Consider the following 22,462-nt stretch of genomic DNA (forward strand, 5'->3'; position numbering starts at 1 on the left):
CATAGGCCTTGAATTCACCAAAGTATTTGGTGATCGCAGCCGTCAGCGTCGTCTTGCCGTGGTCAACGTGACCGATCGTCCCGATGTTGACGTGCGGTTTCGTACGTTCAAACTTTGCCTTTGCCATAAGCAGGGCTCCTTGGATTCAGATGTTACGAGGAAAGGCGGGGCCTTGGCCCCGCCATCCCGATCAGGCGTATTTCTTCTGGATCTCGTCCGAGATGTTCTGCGGCACGGCCTCGTAATGGTCGAACTGCATCGAGAACACCGCGCGGCCCGAAGACATCGAGCGCAGGTTGTTGATGTAGCCGAACATGTTGGCCAGCGGCACGAAGGCGTCGATGACGTTGGCGTTGCCGCGCGAGTCCTGACCACGGACCATGCCACGACGGCTGGTCAGGTCGCCGATGATCGAACCGGTATATTCTTCCGGCGTCACGACTTCCACTTTCATGATCGGCTCAAGCAGTTTCGCACCAGCCTTGCGCAGACCTTCACGCATCGCGGCACGAGCCGCGATTTCGAAGGCCAGGACCGAGGAGTCGACGTCGTGGAAGGCACCGTCGGTCAGGGCGACTTTGAAGTCGATAACCGGGAAGCCTGCCAGCGGACCCGAGTCCATGACGGACTTGATGCCTTTTTCGACGCCGGGGATGTATTCCTTCGGAACCGCGCCGCCCACGATCTTCGACTCGAACGAATAGCCTTCGCCCGGCTCGGTCGGGGTGATGGTCAGCTTCACGCGCGCGAACTGGCCGGTACCACCGGTCTGTTTCTTGTGCGTGTAGTCGATGTCGGCCGAGGTCGAGATCGTTTCACGGTAGGCCACCTGCGGCGCACCGATGTTCGCTTCGACCTTGAACTCGCGCTTCATCCGGTCGACCAGAATGTCGAGGTGAAGTTCGCCCATGCCCTTCATGATGGTCTGGCCCGACTCGATGTCGGTTTCGACGCGGAAGGACGGGTCTTCGGCCGACAGGCGCTGAAGGGCAAGGCCCATCTTTTCCTGGTCAGCTTTCGACTTCGGCTCGACGGCGATCTCGATCACCGGCTCGGGGAAGGTCATGGTTTCCAGAACAACCGGGTTGTTCGGATCACACAGCGTGTCGCCCGTGGTGGTGTCCTTCAGACCGGCCAGCGCGATGATGTCGCCTGCAAAGGCTTCCTCGATCTCCTCGCGGTTGATCGAGTGCATCATCATCATCCGGCCAACGCGTTCGCGCTTGCCCTTGGTCGAGTTCATCATCTGGTCGCCTTTCTTCAGCACGCCCGAATACAGGCGGGTGAAGGTCAGCGAGCCGACGAAGGGGTCGTTCATGATCTTGAACGCGAGGCCCGAGAAGGGCTGCGCGTCATCGGCACGACGCTCGATATTCCGGGTCTCGGTCTCGTCGCCCGGCACGAAGCCCATATAGGCGGGCACGTCCAGCGGCGAGGGCAGGAAGTCGATCACGGAGTTCAGCAAAGGCTGAACGCCCTTGTTCTTGAACGACGAGCCAGCGGTCACCGGGAAGAAGGACAGCGACAGCGTGCCTTTGCGGATCAGCTTGCGCAGCGTCTCCTCGTCGGGCTCGTTGCCTTCCAGGTAGGCTTCCATGGCGGTATCGTCTTGCTCGACGGCAAGCTCGATCATGTTGGCGCGCCACTCTTCAGCGACGTCCTGGAGTTCTTCACGGATCGGCTGACGGACCCAGCTTGCGCCGAGATCTTCGCCCTTCCAGACCCATTCTTCCATCTTGATCAGGTCGATGATGCCTTCCAGCTTGTCCTCGGCGCCGATCGGCAGAGCGATCGGGCACGGGATGCCGCCGGTACGGTCCTTGATCATCTTCACGCAGTTGAAGAAGTCAGCGCCGATCTTGTCCATCTTGTTGACGAACACGATCCGCGGAACCTTGTAGCGGTCGGCCTGGCGCCACACGGTCTCGGTCTGCGGTTCGACGCCGGCGTTGGCGTCGAGAAGGCAGATCGCACCGTCAAGCACGGCCAGCGAACGTTCGACTTCAATGGTGAAGTCGACGTGGCCGGGGGTGTCGATGATGTTGAAGCGGAACTTCGTGTCCGAGGTGCCTTCGGTGGACGGATCTTCCTGGCGCTGCCAGAAAGTGGTCGTCGCAGCCGAGGTAATGGTGATGCCCCGCTCCTGCTCCTGCTCCATCCAGTCCATGGTCGCGGCGCCGTCGTGGACTTCGCCGATCTTGTGGGACTTGCCGGTGTAGAAGAGGATGCGTTCCGTCGTCGTGGTCTTGCCCGCGTCGATGTGGGCCATGATCCCGAAGTTCCGGTAACGCTGGAGCGGATATTCCCGTGCCATGATGCTTTCCCTTACCAGCGATAGTGGCTGAACGCCTTGTTGGCGTCGGCCATCTTGTGAGTGTCTTCGCGCTTCTTCACCGCGGTGCCACGTCCGTTGACGGCATCCGACAGCTCGCCCGCGAGGCGCTCTTCCATGGTATGCTCGTTACGGTTCTTGGCCGCAGCGATCAGCCAGCGAATGGCCAGGGCTTCACGGCGGGTCGGACGAACCTCGACCGGAACCTGGTAGGTTGCACCACCGACGCGGCGCGAACGCACTTCGACGGAAGGCTTCACGTTGTCGAGGGCTTCGTGGAACACCTCGATCGGCTCGCGCTTCAGCTTGCCTTGAACGCGGTCAAGGGCGCTGTAGACGATGCGCTCGGCGGTCGACTTCTTGCCGTCGACCATCAGGTTGTTCATGAATTTGGTCAGCACGCGATCGCCAAATTTGGCGTCGGGCAGAACTTCGCGCTTTTCAGCGGCGTGACGACGGGACATCGATGTCTCTCCTTACTTCGGACGCTTCGCGCCGTACTTCGAACGGCGTTGACGACGATCTTTGACGCCCTGGGTGTCCAGCACACCGCGCAGGATGTGGTAACGGACACCCGGAAGGTCTTTCACACGGCCGCCACGGATCAGCACGACGCTGTGCTCCTGGAGGTTGTGCTTTTCGCCCGGGATGTAGGAGATGACCTCGAAGCCATTCGTCAGACGCACCTTGGCGACTTTACGCATAGCGGAGTTCGGTTTCTTCGGCGTGGTGGTATAAACACGCGTACACACGCCGCGCTTCTGCGGGCACCCTTGCAGGTGCTGCGACTTCGAGCGCTGCACTTTCGGCTGCCGCGGCTTGCGGATCAGCTGTTGGATCGTCGGCATTCGGTTCCCCGTCTTGCTTTCGTCAATACTCGCAGCATAAGCTGCGCCACTTCTCGACAGCGTTCGCGCCCATCGCGAAACGCCACAGCCCACCACGTCCCCTGCGGGAGGATGGGTTCGATTCCAGAGGATCGGGGCTTGCGCCCGGATCTTGACCAAAAATAGGTTCTGGGCCCCGGACAGAAGTCTGCCGGGTGTGCGGCGTATAGGTGGAATCAGTGGCCGAGTCAACACTAGCCCCCGCCCCTGGCCCGCACGCCCTACTGTCCCCGGCGCGGCCGGTCGGCCCCCGTCGAGCCCAAGCCCCGCGCGCCCCGGTCAAGCGCTGCAAGATCGATGCGCAACCTGTCGGCCAGAAGTTCGGTCCACGCCACATCCTTCCCGTCCCAGGCATAGCCCGCACCGATCGCACCCGAGTCATTGTCGTGGTTCAGGAGGCGCACGAACATAACCTTTTCGGAAATCGAAACGCCGGGCATGGTCAGCCCAAGCCGGTTATGCGGGAAATGGATCGCACTGCGCGGGGCAGCCGCGCGCAGATAGATAGTCAGCCCGGCGGTCGCATTGAAGATCACCCGCCCCGACGCTTCCACAGGGGGCGAAGGTCCGCGAAATCGCGCCTCGCATCCTGAATATACCCGATGGCAACCGCGTCGTCGTCATCCTGCCGGAAATGCGCGACAATATCGGCGTCCGGATCGACATGAGGGGCGATGGCAGCACGGCAGGCATCAAGATGCGCCTCCATCGGCGGGATCAGCGCCAGTCGGAACTGCGGGACAGAATCGCACAGCATGCGCAGACGCGACAGATAGGGTTCGGGCAGATCCGACCCGGTCATCAGGACCAGCGTGAAATCAGCGTCGGTCTGTGCGACCAGCCCCGGCAGAGTGACGTTCTCGAACCAGAACCAGCGCCGCTTCAACCGGGCCGCGTCGTACAGAAAGGTCCGCCGCTCGACCAGCGTGTCATGCGCCACCTGAAATCCACGCCCGCCCAGGTATGAAAACCGGCATAGGCCCAGCATCTGGACGCGCGTCACACCCTTCTGCCCAATTGGCGTTCGCGCAGGATCGAATAGATCCCGGCCCCTACGACCAGAATCGACCCGGCCCAGGTCCACAGATCCGGCCATTCGCCGAAGAAGATCAGCCCCAGAAGGATCGCCCAGATGAGCGAGGTGTAGCGGAAGGGTGCGACGAACGCGATCTCGCCCACCCGCATGGTCGCGACCGCGCTGTGATAGCCGACGGTCAGGAAGACGGCGGCCAGCAGCAGCAGCCCGCATTCATCGGCACGCGGAAACCGCCAGCTCTCCTCCAGCCCGCCGATGAAACCCGAGACGGTGACTGTCATTGCCGCGTAAAAGGCGATCGTCGTCGTGCCGATCGCGGCGGAAAACACGCGGGTCGACAGATCGCGCACGACGATCAGCAGCATCGAGGCCAGCGCGGCCGCCGACCAAAGGTCAAAGGCCCCGCCCCCGGGTCGAAGGATCAGCAACACCCCCACAAAACCGACGCCGATCGCGGCAAGCCGCCGCCAACCCAGTCTTTCGCGAAAGACCAACGCCGCCGCCAGCGTGACCGCCAGGGGCAGCGATTGCATGATCGCGGAAATGTCGGCCAGCGCCATTTCCCGCAAGGCCAGCAGGTACAGCACGGTCGAAACGATATCCGCGCCCGTTCGCAGTACCAGCGGCAGGCGGTCGCCCGGCGGGATCGACAACCGGATGCGCTTTCCCTGGAAGCGCGCGACCATCAGCATGAAGGCCAGCACCACACAGCCTCGCATCGCGACGGATTGATACAGGGGAAATTCCTGGGTCACCGCCTTCATGATGGTGTCGTTGCAGGCAAAGGCGGCCATGCTTGTCGCCATCAGCAGCACGCCGCGCAGGTTGTCGGCCATTTCGGTCGGAATATCGGATTTCTTCAGCGAAGCGGGGCCAAGTCGTCGGTTGGGCGATAGGAATGGCGTGCGCATGATGGCTCCGGTGCGTCCCCGCCAAGGGATATTGAAGGCCTGGATGAAAATCCAGCATTCACGCCGGCGCGTCCGGAACTTCCTGTCAAAGCGTCGCAGCCGGGCCTCAGAAAAGCGAAAGGCCCGGTCATCGACCGGGCCTTTGCTGGTTTCGTGAAGGGCTGGATCAGCCCTCGCCACCCGCCGAAGCCGGAGCTTCCTCGGGCGCGATCAGCGCGGCTGCCGCTTCGGCCTCGGCGCGACGCGCCTCGATCACGGCATTGTCGCGCTCGGTCGCGATACGCTTCACGCGCGAGGTTGCGCCACCGGTGCCCGCCGGGATCAGGCGGCCGACGATGACGTTTTCCTTCAGCCCGACCAGTTTGTCGCGCTTGCCTTGAACGGCGGCCTCGGTCAGCACGCGGGTCGTTTCCTGGAACGATGCGGCCGAGATGAAGCTGCGGGTTTGCAGCGATGCCTTGGTGATGCCCAAGAGCACCGGCTCGCCCGAGGCCGGACGGCCCCCCTTGGCTTCGATCTTGGCGTTCTCTTCCTCGAACTCGTCGCGGTCGACATGCTCGCCCTTCAGCAGCGTAGTATCGCCGCTGTCGAGGATCTCGATCTTCTGCAGCATCTGGCGAACGATCACCTCGATGTGCTTGTCGTTGATCTTCACGCCCTGCAGTCGATAGACGTCCTGCACTTCGTCGATGAGGTAGTCGGCCAAAGCCTCGATCCCCATGATGCGCAGGATGTCATGCGGCGCCGGGTTGCCGTCCATGATGTAGTCGCCCTTCTGCACGAAGTCGCCCTCGTGCACCGGGATGTGCTTGCCTTTCGGCACCATGTATTCGACGGCTTCCAGCGTGTCGTCTGCCGGCTCGATCGAGATGCGGCGCTTGTTCTTGTAGTCCTTGCCGAAGCGCACATAGCCGTCGAGTTCGGCGATGATCGCGTGATCCTTGGGACGACGGGCCTCGAACAGTTCCGCCACGCGGGGAAGACCCCCGGTGATGTCCTTGGTCTTGGCGCCTTCGCGCGGGATACGCGCAACCACGTCACCGGCCTTGATCTCCTGCCCGTCTTCGACCGACAGAACCGCATCGACCGACATCGGATAGGTGACCGGGTTGCCTTGCTCGTTGCGGACCGGCTCGCCATCCTGATCGACGATGATGATCTCGGGCTTCAGTTCGTTGCCTTTCGGCGCCGAACGCCAATCGGTCACGATCTTCTGCGTCATACCCGTCGCATCGTCGGTCTCGTCGCGGACCGAAAGGCCCGAAAGGAGGTCGACATACCTTGCGATACCCGCCTTCTCGGCGATGATCGGCAGGGTATAGGGGTCCCATTCGAACATCTTCTGGCCACGCGCCACCGGATCGCCGTCGCGGACGAACAGCTTCGAGCCGTAGAACAGCTTGTGGTTCGACAGAACTTCGCCCTGAGCATTCTTGATGTTCAGCTGCATGTTCCGGCTCATGACGATCAACTCGCCATTCGCGTTTTCCAGCGTGCTCTCGTTCTCGTAGGCGACGACGCCTTCCTGCGCCGCGGCGATGAAGGACTGCTGACCACCCTGGGCGATACCGCCGATGTGGAAGGTCCGCATCGTCAGCTGCGTGCCCGGTTCACCGATCGACTGCGCGGCGATGATGCCGACAGCCTCGCCGATGTTCACCAGGGTGCCGCGGGCAAGGTCGCGACCATAGCACAGCGCGCAGATGCCGTCCTCAGACTCGCAGGTCAGAGCCGAGCGGATGCGGACCGTCTGGACGCCGGCCTGCTCGATCTCGTCCGCCTTGCGTTCGTCGATCAGCTCGTTCTTGCGGACGATGACCACGTCCTCGCCCGGAACCAGCACGTCCTCGGCAGCGGTCCGGCCCAGCACACGCTCGGAAAGCGGGCTGACGACTTCGCCATCGTTGACCGCGGCCGAGGCCGTGATCGCATGCTCGGTGCCGCAGTCATGGTCGCGGATGATGCAGTCCTGCGCCACGTCGACGAGGCGGCGGGTCAGGTAACCCGAGTTCGCCGTCTTCAAAGCGGTGTCGGACAGACCCTTCCGCGCGCCGTGGGTCGAGTTGAAGTATTCAAGAACGGTCAGACCTTCCTTGAAGTTCGAGATGATCGGCGTCTCGATGATCTCGCCGTTCGGCTTGGCCATCAGGCCGCGCATCCCGCCCAGCTGCTTCATCTGGCTGACCGAGCCCCGGGCGCCCGAGTGGGCCATCATGTAGACCGAGTTCGGTTCCAGCTCTGCGCCCTTCTCGTCCTTCTTGGTGGCCGAGATGGTTTTCATCATCGCGTCGGTGACCTTGTCGTTACACTTCGACCAGGCATCGACGACCTTGTTGTACTTCTCGCCCTGTGTGATCAGGCCGTCCAGATATTGCTGTTCGAACTGTTTCACCTGGTCCTGGGTCTCTTCGACCAGATCCCATTTCGTCGGCGGAACGACCATGTCGTCCTTGCCGAACGAGATGCCGGCACGGAAGGCTTCGCGGAAGCCCAGGCCCATGATCTGGTCACAGAAGATCACCGATTCCTTCTGGCCGCAGTAGCGGTAGACGGTGTCGATGACATTCTGGATGTCTTTCTTGCGCAGCAGGCGGTTGACCAGCTCGAAGGGCGCTTTCGCGTTCTTCGGCAGCAGCGAACCCAGACGCAGACGGCCCGGCGTGGTCTCGAAGCGGGTGATCACCTCGTTGCCGTTCTCGTCGATCTGCGGCAGGCGGGCCTTGATCCTGGCGTGCAGGTGCACCGCGCCCGAGGCCAGAGCGTGCTCGACCTCTTCAAGGTTTGCAAAGGCCATGCCTTCGCCCTTCATGCCGACGCGTTCCATGGTCGTGTAATACAGACCAAGGACCATGTCCTGCGAAGGAACGATGATCGGCGCGCCGTTGGCGGGCGACAGGACGTTGTTCGTCGACATCATCAGGACGCGCGCTTCCAGCTGCGCTTCCAGCGACAGCGGGACGTGAACGGCCATCTGGTCGCCGTCGAAGTCGGCGTTGAAGGCCGAACAGACCAGCGGGTGAAGCTGGATCGCCTTGCCCTCGATCAGGATCGGCTCGAACGCCTGGATGCCAAGACGGTGCAGCGTGGGCGCGCGGTTCAGCAGAACCGGGTGCTCGCGGATGACCTCGTCCAGGATGTCCCAGACCTCGGGGCGCTCTTTCTCGACCAGCTTCTTCGCCTGCTTGACGGTGCTGGACAGCCCTTTCGCCTCAAGACGCGAATAGATGAACGGCTTGAACAGCTCGAGCGCCATCTTCTTGGGCAGGCCGCACTGGTGCAGCTTCAGCTCGGGGCCGGTCACGATGACCGAACGACCCGAGAAGTCGACGCGCTTGCCCAGAAGGTTCTGACGGAAGCGGCCCTGCTTGCCTTTCAGCATGTCCGACAGCGACTTCAGCGGGCGCTTGTTGTTCCCGGTGATGACGCGGCCGCGACGGCCGTTGTCGAACAGCGCATCGACCGACTCTTGCAGCATCCGCTTTTCGTTGCGGACGATGATGTCGGGCGCGCGCAGCTCGATCAGGCGCTTCAGGCGGTTGTTCCGGTTGATGACCCGGCGATACAGGTCGTTCAGGTCCGAAGTCGCGAAGCGGCCGCCATCCAGCGGAACCAGCGGGCGCAGTTCCGGCGGAATGACCGGAATCACGGTCAGGACCATCCATTCCGGACGGTTGCCGGATTCAAGGAAGCTTTCGACGATTTTCAGCCGCTTGATGATCTTCTTCGGCTTCAGCTCGCCAGTCGCCTCTTTCAGCTCCTCACGAAGCTGCTCGGCAGTGGCGGCCAGGTCGATATTGGCCAGCATTTCGCGGATCGCTTCGGCACCGATATTGGCGGTGAAGGCGTCGGCGCCGTACTGGTCCTGCGCGTCCAGGTATTCTTCCTCGGTCAGGAGCTGGCCATAGGACAGGTCCGTCAGACCGGGCTCGATCACGACGTAGTTTTCGAAATACAGGATGCGCTCAAGATCGCGCAGCGTCATGTCGAGCATCAGGCCGATGCGCGACGGCAGCGACTTGAGGAACCAGATATGCGCGACCGGGGCGGCCAGCTCGATATGGCCCATGCGCTCGCGGCGGACCTTTTGCAGGGTCACTTCCACGCCGCATTTCTCGCAGACGAGGCCGCGATATTTCATGCGCTTGTATTTGCCGCACAGGCATTCGTAGTCCTTGATCGGGCCAAAGATACGCGCGCAGAACAGGCCGTCACGCTCGGGCTTGAACGTACGGTAGTTGATGGTTTCGGGCTTCTTCACCTCGCCATAGGACCAGGCGAGGATTTCCTCGGGCGAAGCCAGAGAGATCTTGATTTCGTCGAACTGGCGCGGTTGGGCCAGCGGATTCAGGGGATTGGTGGCGAGTTCCTGGTTCATTTTCAAATCCTAATGAGTGGCGCGGGGGATGAGGGAAAGGTGGGCAGACCCACCTTGCCGGCTCCCGTCGGGTGGGGTCGTTGCCCCACCTTCCGGGCGGTTGCCGTTATTCCTCGTCCTCCGCATCCAGGAGTTCCATGTTGAGGCCCAGACCCCGGACCTCCTTGACCAGGACGTTGAACGATTCCGGCACGCCGGCTTCGAAGTTGTCCTCGCCCTTCACGATGCTTTCATAGACCTTGGTCCGGCCGGCCACGTCGTCCGACTTCACCGTCAGCATTTCCTGCAGGGTATAGGCGGCGCCATAGGCCTCAAGGGCCCAGACCTCCATCTCACCCAGACGCTGACCGCCGAACTGCGCCTTACCGCCCAGCGGCTGCTGGGTAACAAGGCTGTACGGACCGGTCGAACGGGCGTGCATCTTGTCATCGACAAGGTGGTGCAGTTTCAGGAAGTACTTCACGCCCACGGTCACGGGACGCGCGAAGGGCTCGCCCGTGCGGCCGTCGAACACGATCGACTGCCCCGACTCGCTGAAGCCAGCGCGCTTGAGGGCGTCGTTGATATCCGCCTCTTTCGCGCCGTCAAAGACCGGGGTGGCGATCGGAACGCCGGTGCGGACCGCGTTGGCGCTTTCCAGCACGTCTTCGTCCGCCATTTCGGCGAAGGTCAGGTCATAGGTCTGGTCGCCATAGCCGTTCTTCATGGCATCGCGCACGGTCGTCATGTCGCCGTTGCGCCGGTATTCCTCCAGCGCCTCGTCGATCTTGATGCCCAGACCACGGCTGGCCCAGCCCATGTGGACCTCAAGGATCTGACCGACGTTCATACGCGACGGCACGCCCAGGGGGTTCAGCACCAGGTCGACCGGAGTCCCGTCCGCAAGGAAGGGCATGTCCTCCATCGGCACGACTTTCGAGACGACACCCTTGTTTCCGTGACGACCGGCCATCTTGTCGCCCGCCTGGAGCTTGCGCTTCACGGCGACGAAGACCTTGACCATCTTCATCACGCCCGGAGGCAGGTCGTCGCCCTGGCGAACCTTTTCGACCTTGTCGTCGAAACGGTTGTCCAGCGCACGTTTCTGCGCGTCGAATTGCTGGTTCAGCGCTTCGACTTCCTTGGCGGTGTCCTCGTCGGCGACGGCAAGCTGCCACCACTGACCACGGCTCAGCTGGCCCAGCAGGTCGTCGTTGACTGTCGCGCCGGCCTTGATGCCCTTCGGACCCTTGACGACTTCCCTGCCCATGATCAGCGACTTCAGGCGCGCATAGATGTTGCGCTCAAGGATCGCCAGCTCGTCGTCCCGGTCACGGGCCAGACGCTCGACTTCCTCGCGCTCGATCTGCAGCGCACGTTCGTCCTTGTCGACGCCGTGACGGTTGAAGACCCGGACCTCGACGATTGTGCCATAGGCACCCGGCGGCAGACGCAGCGAGGTGTCGCGGACGTCCGAAGCCTTTTCGCCGAAGATGGCGCGCAGAAGCTTTTCTTCCGGCGTCATCGGGCTTTCGCCCTTCGGAGTGATCTTGCCGACCAGGATGTCGCCCGGTCCGACCTCGGCGCCGATATAAACGATGCCAGCCTCGTCGAGGTTGCGCAGCGCTTCTTCACCGACGTTCGGGATGTCGCGGGTGATCTCTTCCGGACCAAGCTTGGTATCGCGGGCCGCGACCTCATACTCGTCAATATGGATCGAGGTATAGACGTCGTCGCGGTGGATACGCTCGCTCACGAGGATAGAGTCCTCGTAGTTGTAGCCGTTCCACGGCATGAAGGCCACGACCACGTTCCGGCCGATCGCCAGTTCGCCCTGATCGGTCGAGGGACCGTCGGCAACGACCTGACCCTTGACGACCTTCTCGCCCACCTTGACCAGCGGACGCTGGTTGATGGTCGAGGACTGGTTCGAACGCTTGAACTTGCGCAGTCGATAGATGTCCACGCCCGCGTCGCCCGCACCCAGATCCTCGGTCGCGCGGATAACGATACGCTGCGCATCGACCTGGTCGATGATGCCGCCGCGACGCGCCATGATGGCGGCCCCGGAATCGCGTGCAACGGTCGCTTCCATGCCGGTACCGACGAACGGCGCCTCGGCCCGCAGAAGCGGAACCGCCTGACGCTGCATGTTGGCACCCATCAGGGCGCGGTTGGCGTCGTCGTTTTCAAGGAACGGAATCAGCGCGGCAGCGACCGAAACCAGCTGCTTGGGCGAAACGTCGATCAGGTCGACCGCTTCCACCGGATTCAGCATGAAGTCGCCAGCCTGCCGGGTCGAGACCAGCTCGTCCACGAACTTGCCGTTCTCGTCCAGCGTCGCGTTGGCCTGGGCCACGGTGTGACGCATCTCCTCGGTCGCGGACATATAGACCACGTCGTCTGTGACGTGACCCTCGATGACCTTGCGGTACGGGGTCTCGATGAAGCCGTACTTGTTCACGCGGGCAAAGGTCGCCAGCGAGTTGATCAGGCCGATGTTCTGGCCTTCCGGCGTTTCGATCGGGCACATCCGGCCATAGTGGGTCGGGTGAACGTCGCGCACCTCGAAGCCGGCGCGTTCACGCGTCAGACCCCCCGGCCCAAGCGCCGAAAGACGACGCTTGTGCGTGACTTCCGACAGCGGGTTGGTCTGGTCCATGAACTGCGACAGCTGCGAGCTGCCGAAGAACTCGCGCACGGCGGCCGCGGCCGGCTTGGCGTTGATCAGATCCTGCGGCATGACGGTATCGATCTCGACGCCGGACATGCGCTCGCGGATCGCGCGCTCCATGCGGAGCAGCCCGATGCGATACTGGTTTTCCATCAGCTCGCCGACCGAGCGCACGCGGCGGTTGCCGAGGTGGTCGATGTCGTCGATCTCGCCCTTGCCGTCGCGCAGTTCCACGAGGCCGCGGATACAGGCGATGATGTCATCCTTGCGCAGGGTGCGCTGGGTGTCCGGCGCGTCCAGGTCAAGGCGCATGTTCATCTTGACGCGGCCCACGGCCGACAGGTCGTAACGCTCGCTGTCGAAGAACAGGCTGTTGAACAGCGTCGAGGCAGCCTCGACGGTCGGCGGCTCGCCCGGGCGCATGACGCGGTAGATATCCATCAGCGCGCCTTCGCGGCTCATGTTCTTGTCCGCGGCCATGGTGCTGCGGATATAGGGGCCGACATTGACATGGTCGATGTCCAGCACCGGGACATCCTCGATCCCGTTGTCCAGCAGCACCTTCAGCAGACCGCCCGAAACCTCGCCGTCACGGTCGTATTCCAGGGTGATCTCGTCGCCGGCCTCGGCATAGATGAAGCCGGTCTCTTCGTTGATGATATCCCGTGCGACGAAGCGGCCCACGATCTTGTCGAAGGGCAGCAGCAGGTTGATCTCGCCCTTGTCGGCAAGCTGCTTGACCAGGCGCGGCGTGACTTTGTCACCGGCCTTGGTGATGACTTCGCCGGTATCGGCATTCACCAGGTCATAGGTCGGGCGGGTGCCACGCACGCGCTCGGGGAAGAACTTGGTGACCCAGCCCGCGTCCTGGCCCCGGCCAGCGCGCTGCAGCTTGTAGTCGACGGTGTCATAGAAGGCGCTCATGATACCTTCCTGATCCATGCCCAAGGCATAGAGCAGGGTCGTCACCGGAAGCTTCCGGCGGCGGTCGATGCGCGCGAACACCAGATCCTTGGCGTCAAATTCAAAATCCAGCCACGAGCCGCGATAGGGAATGATGCGGCAGGCGAACAGCAGCTTGCCCGAGGAGTGGGTCTTGCCGCGGTCATGGTCGAAGAACACGCCGGGCGAGCGGTGCATCTGGGACACGACGACGCGCTCGGTCCCGTTCACGATGAACGTACCGTTCTGCGTCATCAGGGGCATGTCGCCCATGTAGACGTCCTGCTCCTTGATGTCCTTGACCGACTTCGCGCCGGTGGTCTCGTCGACATCGAACACGATCAGGCGCAGCGTCACCTTCAGCGGCGCGGCATAGGTCATGTCGCGGCTCTGGCATTCGTCCACGTCGTATTTCGGCCGTTCCAGTTCGTATTTCACGAATTCCAGGGTCGCCGTCTCGTTGAAGTCCTTGATCGGGAAAACCGACTGGAAGACACCGTTGATGCCCTCGCCGTCCTGGTGTCCCTCGGCCTCGCCCGACCGCAGGAACAGGTCGTAAGAGGATTTCTGAACCTCGATGAGGTTCGGCATCTCAAGAACTTCGCGGATATTGCCATAGTAACGCCGGATGCGTTTCTGGCCGACATAAGCTTGCGCCATAGAGGGTCTAACCTTTCGTCTTTCGCTTGCAGCGGTCGTCGGGGCCCGACCGGCGCAAGGCGGCGAATGAGGGGCGAGGTTCCATTCGTGCCGCGCGTCCCACCGCGCCGCTCCCGAACCTCGAACATGCCCTGAAGGAAGGTTTCATGCAGCTTCTTTCGAAACCGCCCTTCAAGACAGGTTCGGCAGGGACCGGGGGAACCCCGGACCCTGCCTTGTCCTTCAGAAGTCGTTGACCAGCACCATCAAGTGCCCGGTCGATTACTTCAGCTCGACCTTGGCGCCAGCCGCTTCGAGCTTTTTCTTCATTTCTTCGGCGTCGGCTTTCGACACGCCTTCTTTGACTTTGCCACCGGCTTCGACCAGGTCTTTGGCTTCTTTCAGGCCAAGACCGGTGATGCCGCGAACTTCTTTGATCACGTTGATCTTGTTCGCGCCAGCGTCCGTCAGGACGACGTCGAATTCGGTTTTCTCTTCGACGGCTTCGGCAGCAGCAGCCGGACCGGCAACCATGACGGCGCCACCAGCAGCCGGCTCAATGCCGTACTCGTCTTTCAGGATGTTTTTCAGTTCCTGGGCTTCCAGCAGGGTCAGGCCCACGATTTCTTCGGCGAGTTTTTTCAGGTCAGCCATTTTTCCGTTCTTTCCATTAAGTGTTCCAACGACGGGTATTCAACCCTACGAGGGAATGGGGTTGCCTTAAGCGGCCTCGCGCTCTTCCAGAGTCGTGAGGATGCTCGCGATGTTGGAAGCAGGTGCGCCAATCGCGCCCGCGATGTTCGAGGCAGGGGCACCGATGCAGGCCACGATCGAAGCGATAAGCTCCTCGCGCGACGGCATTTGTGCCACGGCTTTCACACCGGCAGGGTCAAGAGCCGTGTCGCCCATCGCACCGCCCAGGATCACGAACTTGTCGTTCGCCTTGGCGTATTTGTCCGCGATCCGGGCAGCAGCCACTGGATCCTCGGAGTAAGCGAGCACGGTCATACCCGTCAGATAGTCAGCGATGCTTGCGCAGGGCTTCCCATCCAGGGCGATCTTGGCGAGCCTGTTCTTGGCAACGCGAACGGACCCGCCAGCTTCACGCATTTGCGCGCGCAGGTCCTGCATTTGGGCAACCGTCATTCCTTCGTAGTGTGCAACCACCACGACGCCAGAGGCTTCAAAGATCTGGCCGAGTTCTTCGACCAGCTGCTCTTTTTGCGCTCTATCCACGGTTTCACTCCAAGTATGGGGGTTTCCCCCCGGCTCAACTATCCAGCCGCCCGAACAGCGACTGAACCGGTCCGTGACGGTCCAAGATCCCCCGAAGAAGTCTTCGGAAAATGGTCTTGATCCCATCTCAGGAAGGAAATTAAGCAGGTCTCCCCGCACCCTCCGTCTCGGACAGGACGGGGCGATGAACGCCCCGCCATCCGCCGGATCACTCCGGCGAAATTCTTGCGCAGCTTACTGCGCGGTGGCCGAAGCCAGGTCCAGCGACACGCCCGGACCCATGGTCGAGCTGATCGAAACCTTCTTGACGTAGGTGCCCTTGGCGCCCGACGGCTTCGCACGGTTCACGGCATCCACGAACGCGCGGATGTTCTCGGCCAGTTTCGCGGCGTCGAACGAGGCCTTGCCGACGCCGGCATGGACAACGCCCGCCTTCTCGGCCTTGAACTGGACTTCACCGCCCTTGGCAGCTTCGACGGCCGACTTGACGTCCATCGTCACCGTGCCGACCTTCGGGTTCGGCATCAGGTTGCGCGGGCCCAGGATCTTGCCCAGACGGCCGACCAGCGGCATCATGTCCGGGGTGGCGATGCAGCGATCGAATTCGATCTTGCCCGACTGGATGGTCTCCAGCAGGTCTTCCGCACCGACGATCTCGGCGCCAGCGGCCTTGGCTTCGTCAGCCTTCGGGCCACGGGCGAAGACAGCGACGCGAACGTGCTTGCCGGTGCCGTTGGGCAGGGTGACAACGCCACGGACCATCTGGTCGGCATGACGCGGGTCGACGCCCAGGTTCATCGCGATTTCGACGGTTTCGTCGAATTTCGCTTTGACATTGCCCTTCACCAGAGCAACGGCATCCTCGACCGACAGGTTGGCCTTGCCGTCAAAGGCGGCGCGGGCGGCGGCTTGGTTTTTCGAGATTTTCGCCATGACTTAGCCTTTCACCTCGATACCGATCGAACGGGCCGAGCCGAGGATGATCTGCATCGCGGCTTCGACGTCATTCGCGGACAGGTCCTTCATCTTGGCTTCGGCGATCTCGCGAACTTGTTTCGCGGTCACGGTGCCAGCGACCGTGCGGCCGGGCTTGTCCGAACCCTTGGCGCGGTTGCGCTTGCCGACCGGCTTCAGGCCAGCGGCTTTCTTCAGCAGGAACGAGGCCGGCGAAGTCTTGGTTTCGAAGGTGAAGGATTTATCGGCGTAATAGGTAATCACGACCGGAACGGGCGAACCCTGTTCCATTTCCTGCGTGCGGGCGTTGAACGCCTTGCAGAATTCCATGATGTTGATGCCGCGCTGACCCAGGGCCGGGCCGACGGGCGGGGACGGGTTGGCTTGACCCGCCTTGATTTGCAGCTTCAGGCTGCCGACAACTTTCTTGGCCATCTGGCCTTCTCCTTATCATCACGCCCGCGACGTGCGGGCAGACTTAGCGGTTTTCGGCCCGTATCCCGAAGGACCGGCACCTCCCGCACGACATCACGCGGTCTTGGAGACCTGCGTGAATTCCAGTTCGACCGGCGTAGGCCGGCCAAAGATCGAGACGGTAACCTTGATGCGGCTGGAAACCTCATCAACCTCCTCGACCATGCCCGAGAAGCCCTCGAAGGGCCCGTCGGTCACGTTCACTTTCTCGCCCACGTCGAACCGGATCAGGTTGCGCGGTGCGACCTCGACCCCGCCCTCGCCGGTGCGGTGCAGGATCGCGTTCACTTCATCGTCGCGCATCGGCATCGGCTTGCCCTGCGCGCCCAGGAAACCGGTCACCCGGTTGATCGAGTTGACCAGGTGATAGGTGCGGTCCGACAGATCCATGTGGACCAGGACGTAACCCGGCATGAAGCGGCGCTCCGAGGTCACTTTCTTGCCGCGGCGGATCTCGATCACCTCTTCGGTGGGGACCAGCACCTCGTCAATCTGTTCCTCAAGGCCATTCTCGGCGGTAGCCTGCCGAATCGCCTCGGCGACCTTCTTCTCGAAGTTCGACAGGACGCTGACCGAATACCAACGCTTTGCCATGTTTCGATCGACCCCTGTTCATTCCAGGCCAGCTTGCGCCAAGCCCTTGCAATTCAATGCCGCCCTATCAGCCAGACGTCCGGCTGGACGACCTTCCGGCCAAATTGAAATCGGCGCGCACGACCGAATCGATGCACGCCGCGTCTCGGGGCAGGTTGCAAGGACATAGCGTCCCCTGCCCTTCAATGCAAGACCTCAGCTGCCGACGAAGTGCAGGATACCCGAGAGCCCCGACTTGATCGCCAGATCGATCAGGAAGAAGAAGATCGAGGCCAGCGTCGCCATGATCAGGACCATGATGGTGGTCGTGATCACCTCACGCCGGGTCGGCCAGCTGATCTTGCCGATTTCGCTGCGCACCTGGCTGATGAACTGAACGGGGTTGGCCATGTTGATCCCTTCGGTCTTGCAGCGCGTCAGATAGCGCCTGCCCGCCCGAGTTTCAAGCCGGAACTGCCGATGCCCTCAAGGCAGCAGCAGTTCGACCCCCGGCATCCGCGCCAACGCCTCGATCTCGGCGCGATAGCACCCGGCCGAACGCTCATGCGCGGCCTCGTCCAGCAGGCGCAGCCGGGGATGGCCCTTGCGACGCGGGAACTTCTGGCGGGCCTGGCGGAACAGGTCGCGCAGGTCCGCCTGGTTGTCGGCCATCGCCTGTGCGACGAACCAGTCATAGCCGGGCTGGGTGATGCTGACATTGCGCGGTTCCGGCTCGGGGACGGATCCGGCCATGCCTTCCGGCAACAACCGGGCAAGCAGTTCGGGACGCAGCGCGGCATAATCCTCATAGCGCCAGACGACGATCCGCCCGACGCCCTCGACCTGCTTCAATCGCTTGACCAGCCCCGACCAGGGCGCCCGGGCCGGATCGCGCCCGCCCATATAGGCATCAAGTTCGATCTCGTTCCCCTCGCTCAGTTGCAGCGCGAAGGCCGAGACGTGGAAGCCCGCCGGATCGCGCAAGGCCAGATACAGCGTCGCGGGTCCGCCCCCCGCCATGTCGATCACCCGCCGCAACCGATGTGGCGCGCGGGGATAAAGCGTGCCCCTTTGCGAATAGATCTTGGAGCGGTGGGTCCCGCCCAGGATGTTCTCCTCGGAAATCAGCAGGTCGGCGAATCCCTCGCGCGCGGCCTGGAACTGGCGGCGGCAACTCAGTTCGGCCGGGCAACCCTCGCCGCGGGCCAGAGCTTGGGACAGCGGCAGGACATCGCGCAGCGTTCCGGGATCAGCATAGAACAATCCCGCCTGCGCCAAGCGGTCGCGCACCTGTCGCAGCGAATACTGAAGGTGGGTCGAGGCGGTCTTGTGCGCCCCCAGATGGATACTCAAAGCCATGGGCCGTGTTCCAGCCGAGCGCGTTCGGAATGTCAATGGGAGGATGGCTGGCAGGGGTTGGGGGACTCGAACCCACGACCCTCGGTTTTGGAGACCGATGCTCTACCAACTGAGCTAAACCCCTAAGCCGACGCCTCCAATATGGCCTTCGCAAAATGCCGTCAAGGCCAATCTCGGCCCGGCGGTGGCAGAGTGTGCCGATGCCGCTTGCCTCAGCATGAAAGCAATCGTCGAAGCGGCCCGGCAGGTAACCGACATTGACGGGGAAGCGGCGATCCCCGGAATCAGCTCGCATCCATGACATGGCCCCGCTCCGGCAACCTGTACCCATGCGCAGCGACCCGGTTCTGAAGCGCTGTGTGCCGATCGGAACCTTTCCAGGCCCCTGCCCGCCCCGTGTCAGGGGCGAGCAGGGATGACACCTACGCGTTCAACTGCGCCCGCCCCTCCGGGCCGGGGACCGGTCCCTCGTCGCTTTCCAGGAAGCCGCCCGATTGCCGCGACCAAAGCCCGGCATAGATGCCGCCCTGCGCCAGAAGCTGGTCGTGCGAGCCCTGCTCGACGATGCGGCCGCGCTCCATCACCACCAGCCGGTCCATCCGTGCGATGGTGGACAGGCGATGCGCGATCGCGATCACGGTCTTGCCGTTCATCAGCGTTTCAAGCTGACCCTGGATCGCAGCCTCGACCTCACTGTCCAGTGCGCTCGTCGCCTCGTCCAGGACCAGGATCGGCGCGTCCTTCAACAGCACGCGGGCAATGGCAACGCGCTGGCGCTGGCCGCCGGACAGCTTCACGCCCCGTTCGCCCACATGCGCATCCAGCCCCCGGCGGCCGTTCGAATCGTTCAGAAGACCGACAAAGTCCGACGCTTCGGCCTGTTCGACCGCGCGCAGCACCTCGTCCTCGCCCGCGTCGGGGCGTCCATACGAGATGTTGTCGCGGATCGAGCGGTGCAACAGCGATGTGTCCTGCGTGACCACGCCGATGGCTGCCCGCAGCGATTCCTGCGAGACCTGCGAAATGTCCTGACCGTCGATCATGATGCGCCCGGATTCCAGGTCGTGGAAGCGCAGCAGAAGGTTCACCAGTGTCGACTTGCCCGCGCCCGACCTTCCGACAAGTCCGATGCGTTCGCCCGGTGCAATCGTCAGGGTCAGGTCGTCCAGGACCGCCCCGCCCTTGCCCGGCGCAGCATCGCCATAGCGGAAGGTGACGTCGCGGAATTCGACCTTGCCGCGCGGCACCTCAAGCGTCTTCGCACCGGGTTGATCGGTGACCATGCGCGGCAGCGACAGGGACCCTATGCCGTCGCGGACCGTGCCGATATTCTCGAACAGCCCTGCGAATTCCCACATGATCCAGTGCGACATGTTGCCCAGCCGCAGCGCCAGCGGGATCGCGATGGCGACCGCGCCAACCTCGATCCGGCCCTGGGTCCAAAGCCAGATCCCCAGCGCGGTAACGGCGAAGGTCAGGCCCGAGTTCAGCGAGGCCAGCAGAATGTTCTGGATCGACGCCAGCCGCATCTGCGAATGCACCGTCCGCAGGAAGCCGTCCATGCTGTCGCGGACATAGGCCTCTTCGCGTGAGGAGTGCGAGAACAGCTTGACCGTCGAGATGTTGGTATAGCTGTCGACCACGCGCCCGGTCATCACTGCGCGGGCATCTGCCTGCGCCTCGCTGATGCGACCGATCCGCGGGACCAGCCACCACAGAAGCAGCCCGTAAAGCACGCCCCAGGCCAGGAACGGCAGCGCCAGCCAGCCGTCGGTCGAGGCGGCCAGCACCAGCGCTCCCAGGAAATAGACTCCGACATAGACCAGCACATCCAGGAACTTCATCGCGACTTCGCGCACGGCCAGCGCGGTCTGCATCAGCTTGGTGGCGATGCGCCCGGCGAACTCGTCCTGGAAATAGCTCATCGATTGGCGCAGCAGATAGCGGTGTGCCTGCCAGCGAATCCTTTGCGGCAGGTTTCCCATCAGCGTCTGATGCATCAGAAGCGAGAAGATGATCTGCAAAAGCGGCAGCCCGATCACCAGGATCGCCGCCATCAGCATCAGCCGCCCGCCCTCGACCTGCCAGAAGGCGGCGCGGTCGGTATTGGCCAGCCGGTCGACAAGGTCGCCCAGATAGCCGAACAGCACCACCTCCAGCACGGCGATCAGGGCCGAGCAGGCCGACATGACCAGCATATAGCCAAGCGCCCCGCGCGAGAAATGCAGGATGAAACGCCACAGTCCCTTCGGGGGCATCCGTGGCGGATCGGCAGGATAAGGATCAAGCCGGCTCTCGAACCAGCTGAACATGTTGGACCTCGTGGATTTGTGGCGGGGCGGCGCGCGGGCCCCGGCGCACCGTCTCATGGCTGGGGCGGCAATGGCAAGGCCCAGTACGCGTTCGCTTGCTGCGCCGCGTTACAGGTGACGCGACTCGGGCGCGGGGTTCCACCAGGCGTCATGCGCCCCGTCGGCATAAAAGACCGGCGCGGCGATCAGTTCGGCCTCGGTCACGTCATCCAGCGCGTTGATGCAGACCATGACGAAGGCACCGTCCATCTGGGGCAGGTTCCCCTGCGTCCAAAGCCGGGTACCACAGGTGGCGCAGAACAGGTGGTGCATGTCCACGCCGTCCTGCTGGCTGCGCGGGGTATCGGCCAGTCGCTCGCGGCCTTCGGTGACGCGAAAACCGGCAGCGTCGGGCAGGCGCATCTCCCAATAGCGCATCTTGCGGCAAAAGCGGCAGTTGCAGCGCATCGTGCCCTGCGAAAGGTCGCCATCAGCTTCAAAGCGGACCGCGCCGCAAAAGCAGGAACCGTGATAGGTCTTCATTGCAAATCTCCCGGACCGCGCCGGGCATCGCGCCCGGCATGACCCAGTCTGGCAAGGTCGTGCTGACAGAACCTGTCAGCTGCCAAGCTTTTCGGCGAAAAAGGCCAGCGTCCGGTCCCAGGCCAGCTTGGCCGCCGCCTCGTCATAACGCGGCGTGGTGTCATTGTGGAAACCGTGCTGGGTGCCGGGATAGATGAACGCCTGGTATTCCTTGCCATTGGCCTTCAGCGCCGCTTCGTAATCCGGCCAGCCGGCATTCACGCGTTCGTCCTTTTCGGCGTAATGGATCAGCAGCGGAGCCTTGATCTGCGGCACCTCCTCGGCGCGGGGCTGACGGCCATAGAATGGCACCGAGGCCGAAAGATCGGGATAGGCGACCGCCAGCGCATTGCAGACGCCCCCGCCATAGCAGAAGCCCACGCAGCCGACCTTGCCAGTCGAATCCGGGTGATCGCGCAGGAACTCGTAGCCGGCGAAGAAATCCTCCATCAGCTTCGCGGGATCAAGGCTCGCCTGCATCTCGCGCCCCTTCTCGTCATTGCCGGGATAGCCCCCGATCGAACTGAGGCCGTCCGGCCCAAAGGCCAGATAGCCTGCCTTGCCCACCCGCCGGACGACATCCTGGACATAGGGGTTCAGCCCGCGATTCTCATGCACGACCAGCACTGCGGGCAGCTTGCCTTGCGCCGCGACCGGACGCGCCATCAGGCCCGAAATGGTGCCGTTCCCTTCGAGGCTGTCAAAGCTCGCGGTCTCGGTTCGGATCGCGGGATCATCAGGCGGCACCTGCTGGGCCAGCGCGTAATCTGGCTTCAATGCCTCGAAGTTCGCGGCAGCGGTCATCCCGGCGGTCGCGAACTGCGCGGCCTGTGCCATGAAGTCGCGCTTGCTGATCCGGCCATGCACATAGCCGTCAAAGATTTCCAGAATGCGGGGGTGAAAATCGGAAGCCTTCCTGCGTTCGGTCATGAGGTTCCTCCCTGGGGCCGAAGCAAACCTAGCACGAATGGCCGCCGATCCTTGGCGTTTTGTCGCGAATCGGCGCGATCCGGACATGAAAAAAGGCCGCCCCCAAGGGAGCGGCCTTCTCGTCGCGATATCCCCAAGGGGATCACCCGACGATGGTCTTGCCCGAATTACTTCAGGATTTTCGAGACGACGCCTGCGCCGACGGTGCGGCCGCCTTCACGGATGGCGAAGCGCAGCTTCTCTTCCATCGCGATCGGGGCGATCAGTTCGACTTCGAACTTCAGGTTG

General features: G+C 62.8%; 18 protein-coding genes, 1 tRNA gene and 1 pseudogene. All 20 read right to left on the minus strand.

Translation table 11 applies throughout. The features are described 5' to 3' along the window. The coding region (locus tag ACO2Q4_RS23230) for a GTP-binding protein (protein WP_231555447.1) at positions 1 to 127 on the minus strand (127 nt) is incomplete at its 3' end. A 63-nt stretch (positions 128 to 190) separates the two neighbouring features. After that, positions 191 to 2,314, minus strand: coding sequence for an elongation factor G (fusA, locus tag ACO2Q4_RS23235; protein WP_311757565.1), 2,124 nt, complete (start codon positions 2,312 to 2,314; stop codon positions 191 to 193). Between the two features lie 11 nt (positions 2,315 to 2,325). Then, entirely contained in the window at positions 2,326 to 2,796 is a 471-nt protein-coding gene (gene rpsG / locus ACO2Q4_RS23240) for a 30S ribosomal protein S7 (protein WP_311757566.1), read from the minus strand. Positions 2,797 to 2,808: 12 nt separating this feature from the next. Beyond that, entirely contained in the window at positions 2,809 to 3,180 is a 372-nt protein-coding gene (gene rpsL / locus ACO2Q4_RS23245; protein WP_022705687.1) for a 30S ribosomal protein S12, read from the minus strand. A gap of 260 nt (positions 3,181 to 3,440) precedes the next feature. Then, positions 3,441 to 4,315, minus strand: a pseudogene (locus tag ACO2Q4_RS23250) (glycosyltransferase). Next, entirely contained in the window at positions 4,219 to 5,166 is a 948-nt protein-coding gene (locus ACO2Q4_RS23255) for a DMT family transporter (RefSeq protein WP_311757567.1), read from the minus strand. The pseudogene ACO2Q4_RS23250 and the gene ACO2Q4_RS23255 overlap by 97 nt, the downstream one beginning before the upstream one ends. Positions 5,167 to 5,332: 166 nt before the next feature. Next, positions 5,333 to 9,541, minus strand: coding sequence for a DNA-directed RNA polymerase subunit beta' (rpoC, locus tag ACO2Q4_RS23260; RefSeq protein WP_311757568.1), 4,209 nt, complete (start codon positions 9,539 to 9,541; stop codon positions 5,333 to 5,335). Positions 9,542 to 9,647: 106 nt separating this feature from the next. Then, complete coding sequence (rpoB, locus tag ACO2Q4_RS23265; RefSeq protein ID WP_423322125.1) at positions 9,648 to 13,796, minus strand: DNA-directed RNA polymerase subunit beta; 4,149 nt, start codon at positions 13,794 to 13,796, stop codon at positions 9,648 to 9,650. Between the two features lie 261 nt (positions 13,797 to 14,057). Continuing rightward, entirely contained in the window at positions 14,058 to 14,429 is a 372-nt protein-coding gene (gene rplL, locus ACO2Q4_RS23270; protein WP_311757570.1) for a 50S ribosomal protein L7/L12, read from the minus strand. Positions 14,430 to 14,495: 66 nt separating this feature from the next. Next, positions 14,496 to 15,011 carry a 50S ribosomal protein L10 gene (gene rplJ, locus ACO2Q4_RS23275; RefSeq protein ID WP_311757571.1) on the minus strand — a complete coding sequence of 172 codons (516 nt, stop codon included), beginning with the start codon at positions 15,009 to 15,011 and terminating at the stop codon, positions 14,496 to 14,498. A 234-nt stretch (positions 15,012 to 15,245) separates the two neighbouring features. Beyond that, positions 15,246 to 15,944, minus strand: a complete 699-nt coding sequence (gene rplA, locus ACO2Q4_RS23280; protein ID WP_311757572.1) for a 50S ribosomal protein L1 — start codon at positions 15,942 to 15,944, stop codon at positions 15,246 to 15,248. Between the two features lie 3 nt (positions 15,945 to 15,947). Beyond that, positions 15,948 to 16,400 (minus strand): 50S ribosomal protein L11, encoded by a 453-nt coding sequence (gene rplK, locus ACO2Q4_RS23285; protein ID WP_311757573.1) that lies wholly within the window; start codon positions 16,398 to 16,400, stop codon positions 15,948 to 15,950. Between the two features lie 93 nt (positions 16,401 to 16,493). Next, positions 16,494 to 17,033: a transcription termination/antitermination protein NusG gene (gene nusG, locus ACO2Q4_RS23290; protein ID WP_311757574.1), complete on the minus strand. Its 540-nt coding sequence runs from the start codon at positions 17,031 to 17,033 to the stop codon at positions 16,494 to 16,496. Positions 17,034 to 17,228: 195 nt separating this feature from the next. Then, on the minus strand, positions 17,229 to 17,423 hold the full coding sequence (gene secE / locus ACO2Q4_RS23295; protein ID WP_311757575.1) for a preprotein translocase subunit SecE: 195 nt from the start codon (positions 17,421 to 17,423) through the stop codon (positions 17,229 to 17,231). Between the two features lie 75 nt (positions 17,424 to 17,498). Further along, positions 17,499 to 18,371: a hypothetical protein gene (locus ACO2Q4_RS23300; protein WP_423322126.1), complete on the minus strand. Its 873-nt coding sequence runs from the start codon at positions 18,369 to 18,371 to the stop codon at positions 17,499 to 17,501. Positions 18,372 to 18,419: 48 nt separating this feature from the next. Further along, positions 18,420 to 18,495: transfer RNA gene (locus ACO2Q4_RS23305), tRNA-Trp, on the minus strand. Between the two features lie 298 nt (positions 18,496 to 18,793). Continuing rightward, positions 18,794 to 20,683 carry an ABC transporter ATP-binding protein gene (locus ACO2Q4_RS23310; RefSeq protein WP_311757577.1) on the minus strand — a complete coding sequence of 630 codons (1,890 nt, stop codon included), beginning with the start codon at positions 20,681 to 20,683 and terminating at the stop codon, positions 18,794 to 18,796. A 108-nt stretch (positions 20,684 to 20,791) separates the two neighbouring features. Next, the gene (locus ACO2Q4_RS23315) at positions 20,792 to 21,205 is read right to left on the minus strand and encodes a GFA family protein (RefSeq protein WP_311757578.1); all 414 of its coding nucleotides are present in this window, start codon (positions 21,203 to 21,205) and stop codon (positions 20,792 to 20,794) included. A 75-nt stretch (positions 21,206 to 21,280) separates the two neighbouring features. Next, entirely contained in the window at positions 21,281 to 22,174 is an 894-nt protein-coding gene (yghX, locus tag ACO2Q4_RS23320) for a YghX family hydrolase (RefSeq protein WP_423322127.1), read from the minus strand. Positions 22,175 to 22,341: 167 nt separating this feature from the next. Then, a partial coding sequence (locus ACO2Q4_RS23325; protein ID WP_423319919.1) for a hypothetical protein occupies positions 22,342 to 22,462 on the minus strand: 121 nt, incomplete at its 5' end.

Origin of the sequence: Paracoccus sp. KR1-242, from assembly GCF_049446195.1 — a bacterium.
In the GTDB taxonomy this organism is placed as follows: Bacteria; Pseudomonadota; Alphaproteobacteria; order Rhodobacterales; family Rhodobacteraceae; genus Paracoccus; species Paracoccus broussonetiae.